The 15930-nt window shown below is 65.1% G+C and carries 14 protein-coding genes; 11 read left to right on the top strand and 3 right to left on the bottom strand.

Going from position 1 to position 15930, the window contains the following annotated elements; all coding sequences use genetic code 11:
* The first annotated feature begins 30 nt into the window (after positions 1-30).
* The 8 genes from ACVW17_RS30705 to ACVW17_RS30670 all read left to right on the top strand — a co-directional run bounded on the left by ACVW17_RS30705 (position 31) and on the right by ACVW17_RS30670 (position 8427).
* Complete coding sequence (locus ACVW17_RS30705; RefSeq protein WP_456798223.1) at positions 31-1203, top strand: acetyl-CoA acetyltransferase; 1173 nt, start codon at positions 31-33, stop codon at positions 1201-1203.
* A 13-nt stretch (positions 1204-1216) separates the two neighbouring features.
* Entirely contained in the window at positions 1217-2785 is a 1569-nt protein-coding gene (locus ACVW17_RS30700) for a class I adenylate-forming enzyme family protein (protein WP_456798222.1), read from the top strand.
* A gap of 144 nt (positions 2786-2929) precedes the next feature.
* Entirely contained in the window at positions 2930-3133 is a 204-nt protein-coding gene (locus ACVW17_RS30695; RefSeq protein WP_050627002.1) for a hypothetical protein, read from the top strand.
* 272 nt (positions 3134-3405) lie between these two features.
* A complete protein-coding gene (locus ACVW17_RS30690) occupies positions 3406-4605 on the top strand; it encodes a CaiB/BaiF CoA transferase family protein (protein WP_456798221.1) in 1200 nt (399 codons plus the stop codon).
* 10 nt (positions 4606-4615) lie between these two features.
* Positions 4616-5782: an acyl-CoA dehydrogenase family protein gene (locus ACVW17_RS30685; RefSeq protein ID WP_456755344.1), complete on the top strand. Its 1167-nt coding sequence runs from the start codon at positions 4616-4618 to the stop codon at positions 5780-5782.
* Between the two features lie 148 nt (positions 5783-5930).
* Complete coding sequence (locus ACVW17_RS30680) at positions 5931-7070, top strand: thiolase family protein (RefSeq protein WP_456798220.1); 1140 nt, start codon at positions 5931-5933, stop codon at positions 7068-7070.
* Positions 7067-7426, top strand: coding sequence for a Zn-ribbon domain-containing OB-fold protein (locus ACVW17_RS30675; protein WP_456755342.1), 360 nt, complete (start codon positions 7067-7069; stop codon positions 7424-7426). The genes ACVW17_RS30680 and ACVW17_RS30675 overlap by 4 nt, the downstream gene beginning before the upstream one ends.
* A gap of 473 nt (positions 7427-7899) precedes the next feature.
* Positions 7900-8427, top strand: a complete 528-nt coding sequence (locus ACVW17_RS30670; protein ID WP_456755341.1) for a carboxymuconolactone decarboxylase family protein — start codon at positions 7900-7902, stop codon at positions 8425-8427.
* 182 nt (positions 8428-8609) lie between these two features.
* Here ACVW17_RS30670 and glsA read toward each other — a convergent pair whose 3' ends face one another.
* Both glsA and ACVW17_RS30660 read right to left on the bottom strand, forming a co-directional pair.
* Entirely contained in the window at positions 8610-10469 is a 1860-nt protein-coding gene (gene glsA / locus ACVW17_RS30665; RefSeq protein ID WP_456755340.1) for a glutaminase A, read from the bottom strand.
* A 282-nt stretch (positions 10470-10751) separates the two neighbouring features.
* Positions 10752-10973 carry an acetyl-CoA carboxylase biotin carboxyl carrier protein subunit gene (locus ACVW17_RS30660; RefSeq protein WP_456755339.1) on the bottom strand — a complete coding sequence of 74 codons (222 nt, stop codon included), beginning with the start codon at positions 10971-10973 and terminating at the stop codon, positions 10752-10754.
* A 129-nt stretch (positions 10974-11102) separates the two neighbouring features.
* Between ACVW17_RS30660 and ACVW17_RS30655 the strand changes: the two genes are divergently transcribed.
* Together ACVW17_RS30655 and ACVW17_RS30650 are read left to right on the top strand one after the other, a co-directional pair.
* Positions 11103-12077, top strand: a complete 975-nt coding sequence (locus ACVW17_RS30655) for an IclR family transcriptional regulator (protein WP_456755338.1) — start codon at positions 11103-11105, stop codon at positions 12075-12077.
* Positions 12007-13566 (top strand): acyl-CoA carboxylase subunit beta, encoded by a 1560-nt coding sequence (locus tag ACVW17_RS30650; protein WP_456798219.1) that lies wholly within the window; start codon positions 12007-12009, stop codon positions 13564-13566. The genes ACVW17_RS30655 and ACVW17_RS30650 overlap by 71 nt, the downstream gene beginning before the upstream one ends.
* A 119-nt stretch (positions 13567-13685) precedes the next feature.
* On the opposite strand, the gene ACVW17_RS30645 is transcribed toward ACVW17_RS30650, so the two are convergent.
* A complete protein-coding gene (locus ACVW17_RS30645; protein WP_456798218.1) occupies positions 13686-14849 on the bottom strand; it encodes a patatin-like phospholipase family protein in 1164 nt (387 codons plus the stop codon).
* A gap of 284 nt (positions 14850-15133) precedes the next feature.
* Between ACVW17_RS30645 and ACVW17_RS30640 the strand changes: the two genes are divergently transcribed.
* A complete protein-coding gene (locus ACVW17_RS30640; RefSeq protein ID WP_456755335.1) occupies positions 15134-15919 on the top strand; it encodes an acetoacetate decarboxylase in 786 nt (261 codons plus the stop codon).
* Positions 15920-15930: the final 11 nt, after the last annotated feature.

Raw genomic sequence — 15930 nt, 5'->3', positions numbered from 1 at the left:
ACTCCCGAACAGGAACAGGGAGAGACGGCCATGACAGCAGCCAGCATCGTGGGTTGGGCGCACACGCCATTCGGAAAGTTCGACGCGGAGACCGTCGAGGGTCTCGTCGTCAAGGTCGCCAATGAGGCGCTTGCCGATGCCGGCATTGCCGCATCCGACGTCGACGAGATCATGCTCGGCCATTTCAACGCCGGCTTCTCGCCGCAGGATTTCACGGCCTCGCTGGTGCTGCAGGCCAATCCGGCGCTGCGCTTCAAGCCGACCACCCGCGTCGAGAACGCCTGCGCCACCGGATCGGCCGCCGTGCATCAGGGCATCCGCGCCATCGAGGCGGGTGCCGCGAAGATCGTGCTGGTGGTCGGCGTCGAGCAGATGACCAGGACGCCGGGTCCGGAGATCGGCAAGAACCTCTTGAAGGCGTCGTATCTGCCGGAGGACGGCGACACGGTGGGCGGTTTTGCCGGCGTGTTCGGCAAGATCGCGCAGGCCTATTTCCAGAAATACGGCGACCAGTCGGATGCGCTGGCGATGATCGCCGCCAAGAACCACAAGAACGGCGTCGCCAATCCCTATGCGCAGATGCGCAAGGATTTCGGCTTCGAGTTCTGCCGCGCTGAGAGCGAGAAGAACCCGTTCGTCGCGGGTCCGCTGAAGCGCACCGATTGCTCGCTGGTGTCGGATGGCGCCGCGGCGCTGGTGCTGACCGATGCGGAGACCGCGAAATCCATGGGCAAGGCGGTCAACATCCGCGCCACCGCGCATGCGCAGGACTTCCTGCCGATGTCGAAGCGCGACATCCTGCAGTTCGAAGGCTGCACCGTCGCCTGGCAGCGCGCGCTGCAGAAGGCCGGCCTGCAGCTCTCCGATCTCTCCTTTGTCGAGACCCACGACTGCTTCACGGTTGCCGAGCTGATCGAGTACGAGGCGATGGGCCTGACGCCGAAGGGGCAGGGCGCGCGCGCGATCATGGAAGGCTGGACCCAGAAGGACGGCAAGCTGCCGGTCAATCCATCCGGCGGTCTCAAGGCCAAGGGCCATCCGATCGGCGCCACCGGTGTCTCGATGCACGTGATGAGCGCGATGCAGCTCGCAGGCCAGGCGCCCGAGGGCATGCAGCTCAAGAACCCGCAGATCGGCGGCATCTTCAACATGGGCGGCGCCGCCGTCGCCAACTACGTCTCGATCCTCGAGCCGGCCAAGTAGTCTGAACAGTAGCTTGAACATTGCCGAATGGCTGGCAGCGACGGCGCGGGCGCGTCCCGATGCGCCGGCGCTGCTGACCGGCTTCGACCTCGACGCCGACTACGCAACCTTCGCCCGCCGCGCCGCCTCGATCGGGGCGGCGCTGGCGCGCGATCACGGCGTCGTTGCCGGCGACCGCATCGCGCTGTTTGCGACGAACTGCACCCAATACCTCGAATGCCTCTACGGCATCTGGTGGATCGGCGCCGCGGCGATCCCGATCAACGCCAAGCTGCACGGCCGCGAAGCGGCCTGGATCTGCGGCAATGGCGGCGCCAAGCTCGCCTTCGTCTCCGACGACACGATCGGCGCGCTGACCGAAGCGAAGGACGATTGCCCCGCCGGCATGACCATGCTGTCGGTCGACAGCGACGCCTACAAGATGATGCGGAGCGGTGAGGGCGCGCCTGCGCCGCTGCCGCGCGAGACCAACGATCTTGCCTGGCTGTTCTACACCTCAGGCACCACAGGCCGTCCCAAGGGCGTGATGCTCAGCCACGGTAATCTGCTTGCGATGTCGCTGTGCTATCTCGCCGATGTCGATCCGGCGACGCCGCACGATGCTTCGCTCTACGCCGCGCCGATCTCGCATGGCGCCGGCCTCTACAATTTCCCGCATGTCCGGATGGGCGGCCGCCACGTCATTCCGGAGTCCGGCGGCTTCGATCCGGACGAGGTGCTCAATCTCGCCCGCCAACTCGACAACGTCGTGATGTTTGCCGCGCCCACCATGGTACGCCGGCTGGTCGATGCCGCGAAGCGGCGCGGCGAGACCGGCGAGGGGCTGCGCACCATCGTCTATGGCGGCGGGCCGATGTACACGGCCGACATCCTGGACGCGATGGCGACGATGGGCCAGCGCTTCGTGCAGATCTACGGCCAGGGCGAGTCGCCGATGACCATCACGGCGCTGTCGCGTGATTGGCACCATCAGAGCGATCATCCGCGCTATCTGGAGCGGCTGGCATCGGTCGGCACGGCGCAGAGCGTCGTCACCGTGCGCATCACCGGCAAGGACGGCCGGCCGTTGCCCGCAGGCGAGACCGGCGAGATCGAGGTCAAGGGCGCAACCGTGATGCTCGGCTACTGGAACAATCCGAAGGCCAATGCCGAGACGCTGAAGGACGGCTGGCTGCGCACCGGCGATGTCGGCCGGCTCGATGCCGATGGCTTCCTGACGCTGTCGGATCGCTCCAAGGACGTCATCATCTCAGGCGGTACCAACATCTATCCGCGCGAGGTCGAGGAAGCGCTGCTGACCCATCCCGATGTCAGCGAGGTCTCGGCCATCGGTGTACCGGATCCGGAATGGGGCGAGATCGTCGTCGCCTGCGTCGTGCTCGAGAACGGCGCCACGGCCGACGACGGCCGGCTCGACGCGCATTGTCTGGCCTCGATCGCCCGCTTCAAGCGGCCGAAGCGCTATGTCTATCTCGATGCCCTGCCGAAGAACAACTACGGCAAGGTGCTGAAAACCGCGCTGCGGGAGATGATGGCCAAGGGCATCAGCTCCAAAGGCGTGGACTCCAAAAGCTTGGGCTAAAACGCAATCAGGCCGGGTTGAATCGAAAACATCGAAAACAACCCCATGCACAGGAGGGATTGGGGTCACCGGGGCGGTTAAAGGATAGGCCACAGCCTCCCGTCGCGCTAAGCTGGCAGCGGCTTCTCACCGGGAGAACGGACCATGGGAATCGAGACGTCGTTGTCGCTGTCGGAAGTGAACGATCGCATCGCGATCCTCCGGGACAATATCAGGCAGCTGATCGAGCAGGCCGCGGGCGCAGCCGGCGCCGAGGTCGAGGAGCGCATCGCCGAGCGGCTCGAGCAGCAGAATGCGGAACTGGAAAAGCTCCTGAAGGCGCGCGAGGTGATGACGGGTGGCCGGTGATGGCCAGTAGGGTGGGCAAAGGCGCTTGCGCCGTGCCCACCATCTACGCTGTGCTCGTGGTGGGGGGGCACGCTTCCGCCTTCGCTTTTCGAGCTACGGTGGACAAGCCGCTTGGCCCACCCCACTGGCTCTGATGGAACGCCAGCGTTCCGCTTCGCGGAAACCGCCGGCCGCCACCGCGCATACGCCCATACGCTCGGCGCAGCTTGATCTCCGAGAAAACCTCCCGTTACTAGGCTTCAATCCACAACAGCCGGGGAGCGAGCAGCACGATGGGACCATTGCAGGGTATCAAGGTCGTCGACATGACGACCGTGCTGATGGGACCCTACGCCACGCAGATGCTCGGTGATTACGGCGCCGACGTCATCAAGGTGGAATCGCCCGATGGCGACGTGACGCGGCAGATCGGTCCGACCCGGCATCCCGGCATGGGACCGGTGTTCCTCAACACCAACCGCAGCAAGCGCTCGATCTGCCTCGACCTGAAGAAGCCGGCCGGGCGCGAGGCCGTGCTGCGGCTGATCGCGAAGGCCGATGTGCTGGTCTACAATGTGCGCCCGCAGGCGATGGCGCGGCTGCAACTCGGCTACGACGTCGTCGCCAAGATCAATCCGCGGCTGATCTATGCCGGCGTGTTCGGCTTCGGCCAGGAAGGACCGTATGCCGCCAAGCCCGCCTATGACGATCTGATCCAGGGCGCCACCGCATTGCCGGCGCTGATGGCGCAGACCTCGGACGGCGTGCCGCGCTACGTGCCGAATGCGCTGGTCGATCGCATCGTCGGCCTCACCGCGGTCGGCGCGATCTGCGCGAGCCTGGTGCATCGCGACCGCACCGGGCAGGGCCAGCGCGTCGACATCCCGATGTTCGAGACCATGGCGGGTTTCGTCATGGGCGACCACATGGGCGGGCTGACCTACGATCCGCCGCTCGACAAGGGCGGCTATGCGCGTCACCTCTCGCCGGATCGGCGGCCGTACAAGACCCAGGACGGCTACATCTGCGTGATCGTCTACAACGACAAGCAGTGGGAGAACTTCTTCAAGGCGACCGGGCGGGACGATCTGCGCAGCGATCCGAAATTCGCGACCTTCGCCGGCCGTGCCACCAACATCGATGTCGTCTATGCCGAGCTCGCGCGTATCCTGCTCACCAAGACGACCGCCGAGTGGAACGAGATCCTCGAGAAGGCCGATGTGCCCGTGATGCCGATGCACGATCTCGAGAGCCTGTTGCAGGATCCGCATATGGTCGCGACCGGCGTCTTCCCCGTGGTCGATCACCCGACCGAAGGGCGGATCCGCAGCATGACGCCGTCGGCACGCTGGTCGGAGACCAGGGTCGAGCCGAGCCGGCTGGCGCCGCGGCTCGGCGAGCACAGTGAAGCGATCTTGCGCGAGGCCGGTTTCTCGACCGAGGAGATCGCGGCGATGCTGCGCGACGGTGTCGCCAAAGCGGTGCAGGCATAGGAGACGACAGATGGATTTCGCACTCTCCGCCAACCAGGAATCGATCCGCGACGCGGTGGCAAAAATCTGCTCGCGCTTCGACGAAGCCTACTGGCTGAAGAAGGACAAGGAGGGCGGCTATCCCGTCGATTTCCACCGCGCGCTGGCCGATGCCGGCTGGCTCGGCATCTGCATCCCGGAGGAATATGGCGGCTCAGGCTTAGGCATCACCGATGCCGCGATCATGATGCGCACGATCTCCGAATCCGGCGCCGGCATGTCCGGCGCCTCCGCCGTGCACATGAACGTGTTCGGGCTCAATCCGGTGGTGGTGTTCGGCACCAAGGAGCAGTGCCAGCGCATGCTGCCGCCGATCATCGACGGCCGCGACAAATCCTGCTTCGCGGTCACCGAGCCCAACACCGGCCTCAACACCACGCAGCTCAAGACCCGCGCGGTGCGCCAGGGCGACAAATACATCGTCAACGGCCAGAAGGTGTGGATCTCGACCGCGCAGGTCGCCAACAAGATCCTGCTGCTGGCGCGCACCACGCCGCTCGAGGAGGTGCGCAGCCCGACCCACGGCTTGAGCCTGTTCTACACCGATTTCGACCGCAAGCGCGTCACCGTGCATGAGATCGAGAAGATGGGCCGCAAGCCGGTCGACTCCAACGAGCTGTTCTTCGAGAATTTTGAAATTCCGGTCGAGGACCGGATCGGCGAGGAGGGGCGCGGCTTCGAATACATCCTGCACGGCATGAACCCGGAGCGTATCCTGATCGCGGCGGAAGCCGTCGGGCTCGGTCAGATCGCGCTGAAGCGGGCGTCGGACTATGCCAAGGGGCGCATCGTGTTCAACCGTCCGATCGGCATGAACCAGGCGATCCAGCATCCGCTGGCGAAGTGCTGGATGGAGCTCGAGGCCGCCTGGCTGATGGTGCTGCGCGCCGGCTGGCAGTACGACCAGAACCTGCCGTGCGGACCGGCCGCAAACGCGGCCAAATATCTTGCGGCGGAAGCCGGCTTCCACGCCTGCGAGCAGGCGGTGATGACCCATGGCGGCTTCGGCTACGCCAAGGAATATCACGTCGAGCGCTATTTGCGGGAATCGCTGATCCCGCGCATCGCCCCGATCAGCCCGCAACTCATCCTCAGCTTCATCGGCGAGAAGGTGCTTGGCCTTCCGAAGTCGTATTGATGATGAGCGACGGGTCTCTGCACTTGTCATTCCGGGGCGCGCCGCTTGGCGCGAGCCCGGAATCCATCGGGCGACATACAGTGCGGCGAAATGGATTCCGGGCTCGCGCTCCGCGCGCCCCGGAATGACGAGGGGAGGGAGTAGCACTATGAGCTTCGTCACCGGCGTCGGTCTCACATCCTACGGCAAGCATGAGGGCCTGTCCTCGCTCGACCTGATGAGCAAGGCGGCCGAGCTTGCGATCTCGGATGCCGGGCTGAAGCGCGCCGACATCGACGGCATCCTGTGCGGCTACTCCACGGTCTCGCCGCACATCATGCTGGCGACCGTGTTCGCCGAGCACTTCGGCATTCGGCCGTCCTACGCCCACGCCGTGCAGGTCGGCGGCGCCACTGGGCTTGCGATGACGATGCTTGCGCATCATCTGGTCGATGCCGGTGTGGCAAAGCACGTGCTGGTGGTCGGTGGCGAGAACCGGTTGACCGGGCAGAGCCGCGACGCCTCGATCCAGGCGCTGGCCCAGGTCGGGCATCCCGACTACGAGGTGACGCTGGGGCCGACGATCCCGGCCTATTACGGCCTGGTCGCGACGCGCTATATGCATGCTGAATACGGCGTGACGCAGGAGGACCTTGCGGAGTTTGCCGTGCTGATGCGCAAGCACGCGGTGACGCATCCCGGCGCCCAATTCCACGAGCCGATCACGGTCGCCGACGTGATGGCCTCGAAGCCGGTGGCGATGCCGCTGAAACTGCTCGACTGCTGCCCGGTGTCAGACGGCGGTGCGGCATGCGTGATCAGCCGGGAGCCGACCGGTGACCAACGTGTTCGCATCCGCGGCTGCGCCCAGGCGCATACCCATCAGCATGTCACGGCCGCGCCCGCGTTGAGCGAGCTCGGCGCCGAGATTTCGATCGCCAAGGCCAAGCAGGCGTCGGGCATCGCGATCTCGGACGTGCGTTACGCCGCGGTCTACGACAGCTTCACGATCACGCTCGCGATGCTGCTGGAAGATCTCGGCCTCGCCGGGCGGGGGGAGGCGGCGGCGCGGGTGCGCGCCGGATATTTCAACGGGGACGGCGAGATGCCGCTCAACACCCATGGCGGCCTGCTCAGCTATGGCCATTGCGGCGTCGGCGGCGCGATGGCGCATCTGGTCGAGACCCATCTGCAGATGACCGGCCGCGCCGAGAACCGTCAGGTGCGCGACGCCTCGGTCGCGCTGCTGCACGGCGACGGCGGCGTGCTGTCGTCGCATGTCAGCATGTTCCTGGAGCGCGTGCGATGAGCGGACCGATCGCCGACTGGACCAAGGGCGCGGAAGCCATTGGGTATCAGACCTGCAACGCCTGCGCCGCGCGGCAATATTTCCGCCGCGGCTTCTGCGCGGCGTGCGGCTCGACCGATCTCGCCGAGCATCGCGCGAGCGGGACGGGGACGGTGTATGCGACCTCGCTGGTCTGCCGCGCCGCGACGCCCGAGACGCGGGCGCATGTGCCCTACAACATCGTGTTGGTCGATGCCGACGAGGGCTTTCGCATGATGGCCCATGGCGACAGCGATCTCGCCATCGGCGACAAGGTTTCGGCGCGCTTCACGCAATTTGCGGGACGGCTGGTTCCGTATTTCGCAAAGGCAAAATGAGGGGCCGAACGATCAGGTCAGTACGCGAGATCAGGCTGAACCAGATCACTCGTGCCCCTCGAGTTGCGGATACTATGTTTGGGCATGATCTTTCGGAAAACCGCTACACACTTTTCCGGATCATGCCTTAGCGCCAATAAAAGACAAAGCTGGCGATGACGAGCATCGCCGTCACCGCCAGCATTTGCGCAAGCGCTTCCGAGGCCGCCCTCTTGGTGGCTTCCTTCATGCGTTTCCCCTAGACTTGGGCGTGACTCATCGTTGCGTGGATGACACGCAAGACGGCCAGATTTTCTACTCGGAACACCCCGCGTCGAGCATTCGCTTTGATGAGTCCCCACTCAGCGAATATCGACTGTGGCAGGGTTGTCTTTGAATGCGGCGGCAATTTGACTCGGGCGTGTTGCTCCTGCGACGGCCGGCAGATACTGTTTCGAACCCGACAGAAACGACAGCAAGATCAAGGTTAGGAAATGGCCCGTATCGACTACTCCGATCCCGCGAAGGCAAGCCCGCGCACCCGCGAGATCCTCGACAAGAACCGCAACGCCAACATCTTCCGCATGATGGCGCATTCGCCGAGCTATTTCGAGCAGTACTGCCGGCTCGGCGGTGCGATCCGCCACAAGGGCGAGCTCGATCCGGTCGTGCGCGAGCTTGCGATCACGCGCACCGGCATCCTCTGCGAGGCGCCCTACGAGATCGTCGCGCACAAGCGCATCGGCAAGAATGTCGGCGTCACCGACGAGCAGAACGCCGCGCTGGAGAACTGGCAGCAGGCTGCCTGCTTCAACGAGGTGCAGCGCGCGGCGCTCACCTTCACCGACGAGATCGTCAAGCTGAAGAAGCCGACGGACGCGACCTTCAAGGCGATCGCGGCGCTGCTGACGCCCGCCGCGCTGATCGAGCTGCAACTCTCGGTCGGCTTCTACATCATGACCTCGAAGTTTCTCGAGACCTTCGAGATCGACATGCAGCCGGTGACGGAAGTGGTGAGCTGACGTCTTTGCCTCTCCCCGCGCGCGGGGAGAGGCCGGATCGCATGCAGCGAAGCGAAATGCGATCCGGGTGAGGGGGAGTCTCCCGCGAATTCGACTTGAGGTTTTTGCTGCGGAAGCCGCCCCTCACCCTTCCCCTCTCCCCGTAAGAACGGCGCAAGAACGGGGAGAGGGGAAACAGACACCTACCCCGACGTCAGCAGATCCACCTTGGCATTCGCCACGATCAGCCGCTCGGCGAGGATCTGCGCGAGGTTGCGCATGATGCGCTCGCCGGCGCGCGGGTGGTGCTCGCGGAAGCGCTCGAAGTCGGTGATCGCCACCTCATAGGCGGTCGCCGACATGTCGGCGAGCACGTCAGCCGAGCGGTTCGGCTCCAGCAGCGCCATCTCGCCGAACGCCATGCCGGCGGTCAGCGTCGCCAGCCGGATGCCGTCGGGCAGGGTGACGTGGACGACGCCGCTGCGCAGGAAGAACAGCGAGGTCGCCTCGCTGCCCGCGGCGATGATCTTCTCATTCGGCTGGTAGGTCCTGACCGTGCAGCGCGCGGCAAGATCGGCGATCTCGGCCTCGCTCAATCCGGCGAGCAGCGGCTGCTCGGACAGCTCGGTCGTCTCAAAGAAATCGATCGAGCCGCCATAGCGATAGACGATCTGGTCTTCCGCCCATTCGATCGCGGTGTCGAGCAGATAGAAATCCCTGATGTTGCCGAGCCGCTTGGTCCACTCGCTGATCGTGGCCCATTCGCGCGAGGTCCGCTTGATGCCGGACAGGATCACGGTGACGCCGAGCTCGGCCAGCTCCTGGAAAGCCTCGGAGACCAGCCGGGCGCCGGCGCGGGTCGTCGCGGTGACGCGGCGCAGGTCGAAGATCACGAACTCCGGTCGCGGGCTGCCGGCCAAGCGGCGCGACACATAGTCGACATTGGACAGCGACAGCGTGCCGACCAATTCGATGACGCGGACCTCCTGGAAATGCCTGGCCAGGATCTCCTGCTCCTGCGGCCGGCGCAGGCGGCGCGACGGATTCTTGCCGATATTGTAGTCGGCGATGATGCTGTGGCGGGCGTCGTCGCTGCGGTTGAGCATATGCAGGTCGTAATGCGCCGACAGCGTCTCGCACACCTTGATGCCGCGTACGCTGTTGCCGTGCTTGTCGAGCTTCGGCGAGTAGCTGCCGAGCCCGAGCCGGGCCGGCAGCGCCGCCAGGATGCCGCCGCCGACCCCGCTTTTGGCGGGGATGCCGACCCGGTAGATCCACTCGCCGGCAAAGTCGTACATGCCCGACGAGGTCATCACCGACAGTGTGCGCGCGATCGCGTAGGGCGTCACCACTTGCTCGCCCGTGAGCGGATTGATGCCGCGGTTGGCCAGCGTCGCCGCCATCACGGCGGTGTCGCGCGCGGTGACGAGGATGGCGCATTGCCGGAAATACACGTCGAGCACCGCAGGCACGTTCTCGGTGATCACGCTGTTGGTGCGCAGGAGATAGCCGATCGCCCGGTTGCGGTCGCCGGTCGCGCTCTCGGAGGCGTAGACCGCCTCGTCGACATCGAGCTCGCGGCCGGCGAAGCGGCCGAGCGCCTCGCGGATATAGTCGAATGCGCCATCGCGCTTGTCGGCATGGAGCAGGCCGGAGCAGGCGATCGCGCCGGCATTGACCATCGCGTTGAACGGGTGGTTGTCGGCATTGAGCCGGATCGAGTTGAAGGGATCGCCGGATGGTTCGACGCCGATCACGCTCTCCACCCGCTCGGCACCCAGCGTGTCCAGCGCCAAGGCGAACACGAATGGCTTTGACATCGACTGGATGGTGAAGGGCACCCTGGTGTCGCCGACCTCGTAGACATGGCCGTCGAGCGTCGCCAGGCTGATGCCGAAATGGGCAGGGTCGGCCTTGCCGAGTTCTGGGATGTAGTCGGCGACCGCGCCGGCGCCCTCCGGGAAGAAGTCTGCGTAACAAGTGTGCAGAAACCGGAGCAGCGGCGGCTGCGAGCGGGCCCAGTTGACGGTGCTGGCGGTGACGGGAGGAGGCGATTGTTTCATCGCCTCCTGTTGTGCAACGCAATCTGGGCGCGCGCAACTGAGCGCCCGTCGTCGTCAGCCGTGCATGGAGCCGAGCGGGCGCGAGCCGATAGCTGCCGGTTTTCGAACAGATGTTCACAAAACGAGCGATTGCTCGGCAAATGTATCGCCATGCGAAACTTTCTAACTGCGAATGTTTCGAGAGCGAAATAGCATGCGGAGCCGTGACGCTCCCAAAGGAGCCGCCGTCCATCACACGACATCTGGGAATTTGGTCCGCGCCGAGTGGCGTGCCGGTAGCGCTCAGGTCTCGACGATCGCGACAGCCTGGCCTTCGGCAATGACATCGTCGATCCTGACCAGAATAGACTTGATTTTGCCTGCTGCGGTCGATGTGACCGGTATCTCCATCTTCATCGCTTCGACGAACGCGATCTCGTCGCCATCGCCGATGCTGTTGCCGGCCTCGACGGGAAGCGCGCAAACACGCCCGGCTACTTCGGTCACGACCTTGATCTCTGGCATTCCAGTCTCCGATACCGTCTTGCGGAAATTTCATCCGGCGAACGGCTTTTTGTTGTGGCGGCAGATTGCCTGAGGTAGCTTGTTCTGCAAGTGGAATTTTATTCCGCATGACGGAATGGAGCCAAGCAAATGGGACGGCGCTCGGAACGGCTTAGCAGGCAGGGAATGCTCGCCAGCGAGACTGGCGATGACGATGTCATCCAGGTGGTGTCGCGCGCCTTCGATGTGTTGCGGTGCTTCGAAGGACACGAAGCCCGGCTCGGCAATCTCGAAATCTCGAACCGCTGCGGCCTGCCGCGTTCGACGGTGTCGCGATTGACGCACACGCTGACGCGGATGGGACAGCTGGTCTATCTGCCGCGCGACCAGAAATACCGGATCGGCCCGAGCGCGGTCGCGATGAGCACCACGATGATGAAGGGCTTGCAGCTGCGCAATCTGATCCGGCTGCGCCTGCAGGATGTCGCCGATCAATTGCCCGGCACCGTGGGCTTCGTGATCCCCGACCGCTTTCATCTGGTCTATCTGGAGTTCGCCCGCGCGGCGAACGCGCTCGGCCTGCATGAAGCCACCGGCAGCCGGATTTCGATGGCGACCACCGCCGCCGGCCATGCCTATACCGCAGCGCTCGATCCCGCGATCGGCGACGCGCTGATCGCGGAGATGGAAGGCGAATTGCCCGAGAGCGCCAAGATGCTGACGCCGCGCATCGCCGCCAACCGCCGTCATTTGCAGGAGCATGGCTACGTCGTCGCCTGCGGCCTGTGGAGCCCGCACATCAACGGCGTCGCAGTGCCGCTGTGGTCGCCGCAGTACCAGACCTATGTGGTCACCACGATCGGCCTGCTCTCGGCGATGTATGACGAGGCGCGGCTGCACCGCGAGGTCGCGCCGCAGATGGTCGAGCTCGCCGCCGCGCTCGGCAGCCTGCTCGAAGGCGCCGACGGCGACATCTTCAGCAACCGGATCGAGCGCAAGTCGCTTCCGGTGGCCAGCCATAACAACAATAAAATCATCAAGACGGGAGCAGTGAATGAACTGGAAGCCGGAACTCGACGACCTCGCCCGGCGCGAAGCGTTCGCGCGGGAGATGGGAGGCGTTGACAAGGTCAAGCGGCAACGCGACCAGGGCCGGCTCACGGTTCGTGAGCGCATCGACAAGCTGATCGACCGGAACAGCTTTCACGAGATCGGTGCCATCTCCGGCATCGCCGAATACGACGAGAACAACGAACTCAAGCAACTGACGCCGGCGAACTGCGTGTTCGGCCGCGCCAGGGTCGACGGCCGCACCGTGGTCGTGGTCGGCGACGATTTCACCGTGCGCGGCGGCTCGGCGGATGCATCGATCTCCGCCAAGCCGTTGATGGCGGAGGAGATGGCGCACGACTTCCGACTGCCGATCATCCGGGTGATCGAAGGCTCCGGCGGCGGCGGCTCGGTGAAGACGATCGAGACCAAGGGCGCGGCCAATCTGCCCGGCGGCGTCGGCGGCACGCGCTGGTACTGGTACACGACCGCCAACTTGGCGCGGGTGCCGGTGGTCGGGCTCGGGCTCGGCTCGGTCGCGGGCCTGGGCGCCGCGCGGCTCGCGGCCACGCACTACTCTGTCATGACCAAGAGCTCGGCGATGTTCGTCGCCGGTCCGCCGGTGGTGAAGCGGCTTGGTCAGGATCTGACCAAGCAGGAGCTCGGCGGCGCCGACATCCAGACCCGCGCCGGGGCGATCGACCAGGCCGTCGAGACGGAAGAAGAGGCGTTCGACTATGCGCGGCGTTTCCTGTCCTATCTGCCGTCGTCGGTCTACGATGTGCCGCCGACCATTCCCTGCACCGACGATCCCGAACGCGCCGAAGAATCGCTTCTGAAGGCGGTGCCGCGCAATCGCCGGCAGGTCTACAAGATGCGGCCGATCATCGAGGCCGTCGTCGACAAGGGCTCGTTCTTCGAGGTCGCCGCCAATTTCGGCCGGCCGGTCATCACGGGCCTTGCGCGGATCGAGGGCCGGGCGGTGCTGGTGCTCGCCAGCGATCCCTTCCATTATGGCGGCTCGTGGACCGCGGATGCCTGCCAGAAGGTGGTGCGCTGGGTCGACTTCGCCGAGACCTTCCATCTGCCGGTGGTCTACCTGATGGATTGCCCGGGCTTCATGATCGGGCTCGAGGCCGAGAAATCGGCGACCATCCGCCACGGCGTGCGGGCGATGGCGGCCGTCAACCAGAGCACGGTGCCATGGTGCACGATCATCATCCGCAACGCCTTCGGCGTCGCCGGCGTGGTGCATCAGCCGGCCAACCGCTTCTCGATGCGCTACGCCTGGCCGTCGGCCTATTGGGGCTCGCTGCCGCTCGAGGGCGGCATCGAGGCGGCCTATCGCGCCGAGATCGACGCGGCCGCCGATCCCGCCGCCAAGCTGCGCGAGATCGAGGACCGCCTCAACAAGCTGCGCTCGCCGTTCCGCTCGGCCGAGAAGTTCTGGGTCGAGGAGGTGATCGACCCGCGCAGGACGCGCTCGCTGCTCTGCGAGTTCGCGCGCCTCGCCGAGCCGATCCGCACCGCCGGGCCGCCGCGCAACATGTCGACGCGGCCGTAGGCCGATTTCCCAATCGTCATTGCGAGCGCAGCGAAGCAATCCATTCGTCCACACGCGTTGACGGATGGATTGCTTCGTCGCTTCGCTTCTCGCAATGACGGAGGATGGACGGCGCGCCGCTATTCCGCTTCCCGATGCACGTCGTGGATCACGATGCCCATGCCGTTCTCGGGCATCTTGATCCAGTCGCGGCGCTTCAGCGAGCGCTTGGTGTCCTCGTGGCCGCTCGCCCAGTGCTCGCGCATCGAGGTGCCGGAGAATTCGTGGTCCTTGGCGTCGCCCTCATAGGCCTTCTGCTGGTAGATCAGCTGCAGCAGCGTGATCCCCGGCAGCCGGCTGTTCGCCTTCTTGAGCTGGCGCTCCTCTTCCGACAGATGATCGTCGGGGATCTTCCCGAGCGCATTGTGCAGGGCGGTGCGCAGATTGTAGGTCTTGCGATAGACGTCGGTGTTGTAGCGGGTGCGCGACGAATACATGATGTCCTTGTGCCGGGCCATCACGTCCTGGATGTCGCGCGGCAGCGCGCCGCGCGCCGAGAACAGGTCGACCTGGAACACCAGCGAATTCATGTTGTCTTCCTGGTCGAGCAGATGCTGCAGCGGCGTGTTGGAAACGATGCCGCCGTCCCAGAAATGGTCGGTGCCGACCTTCACCATCGGCAGCGCCGGCGGCAGCGCGCCGCTCGCCATGATGTGCTCGGGGATGATCTCGTCATGGGCATTGTCGAAATAGATGAAGTTGCCGGAGAGCACGTTCACGGCGCCGACCGCGAAGCGCATCTTCTTGGAATTGATCCGGTCGAAATCGACCAGCTCCAACAGTGACTCACGCAGCGGCGTGGTGTCGTAATAGCTGGTGGCGGTGCGCGCGCCGGCCGGGCTGAGCCACGGATTGGTCTGATGCGGGGTGAAGAAGCCGGGCTGCCCCAGCGTCGTCGTCAGCCATGAGCTGGTGAAGTTGCGCGCCTTGCGGAAGATGTCGCCGTCCGGCGTGTAGTGCCAGATCTTGCGGCTGGTGATGCGATCCCAGAAGGTGTGCAGCCGCTCCAGCCGCCTCGAAGGCGGATTGCCGGCGATGATCGCCGAGTTGATCGCGCCGATCGAGACGCCGCAGACCCAGTCGGGCTCGATGTTGGATTCATGCAGCGCCTGGTAGACGCCGGCCTGATAGGCCCCGAGCGCGCCGCCGCCCTGCAGGACCAGGGCGACGCGATCGCATCCCTCGGGACGCCAGCCGGGCGTGGCGTGCTCGATATCGTCAGGATGAGGGGTGCGCGCGTCCATCTCAGACACTCCAAAATTTTCGGCGAGGATTCAGGGTGCCGATGACGCCGTGATGACAATTGCGGCGCCCGCGCGTGGCGCCTCCGGCATGGCTTGCCTGCATGGTTAGCATTGGCCTCCCGCAGCGTAACGCAGGTCACGCAGGCGTCACCGAGATTACGCAGCAGCCGTAACCGAGGTCACGCAGGCGTAACCGAGGTCATGCACCTGACGGAAATCCCTCACATCGCTGTCAATCTCGGCCGCTAGCGTCCGCGCAAACGTTGCCAACAGGGGTTATTGCGATGCGCAGGGAAGATCTGTTCAAGCTTCCGTCGATGCCGGCCGCCGGTCCGAGCTATCCCGCCGGTCCGTACCGCTTCATCGATCGCGAATTCCTGGTCATCACCTATGAAACCGAGCCGGAGCTGGTCCGCGCCGCACTGCCTGAGCCGCTGGACCCGGTCGAGCAGGCCATCGTGCACTACGAGTGGATCAAGATGCCCGACAGCTCCGGCTTCGGCAGCTACACCGAGTCCGGTCTCGTGATCCCCGCGCGACTGCACGGCGAGGACGTCAACTTCGTGTGCCAGATGTATCTCGACGATGATCCGCCGATCGCCGCCGGCCGCGAGATCTGGGGCTTTCCGAAGAAGTACGCCCACCCCAAGCTCGAGATCGTCAAGGACACGCTGACCGGCACGCTGGAATACGCCGGCCAGCTCGTCGCGATGGGCACGATGGGCTACAAGCACGAGAGCATGGCGGGCAATGGCGACGCCACCCGCGCCACGCTGTCGAAGACGCAAGTCAATCTGAAGATGATCCCCGGCGTCGACGGTCATCTCGAGATCTGCCAGCTGGTGGCGATCAACCTCACCGACATCAACGTCAAGGGCTCGTGGATCGGATCGGGCCGGCTGCATCTGGTGCCGCATGTCAATGCGCCGGTCGCGGACTTCCCGGTCAAGCGCGTCGTCGGTGCGCATCATTACATCGCCGACCTGACGCTGCCGTTCGGCCGCGTCGTGCACGATTACAACAAGGAAGCCGCCGAGGCGGCGACGCCGACCGGCCTTGCGGCGGAGTAGGGCTAGCACCG

This window comes from Bradyrhizobium sp. USDA 4473 (assembly GCF_054063335.1).
This window is presented reverse-complemented; position numbering and strand designations above follow the sequence as displayed.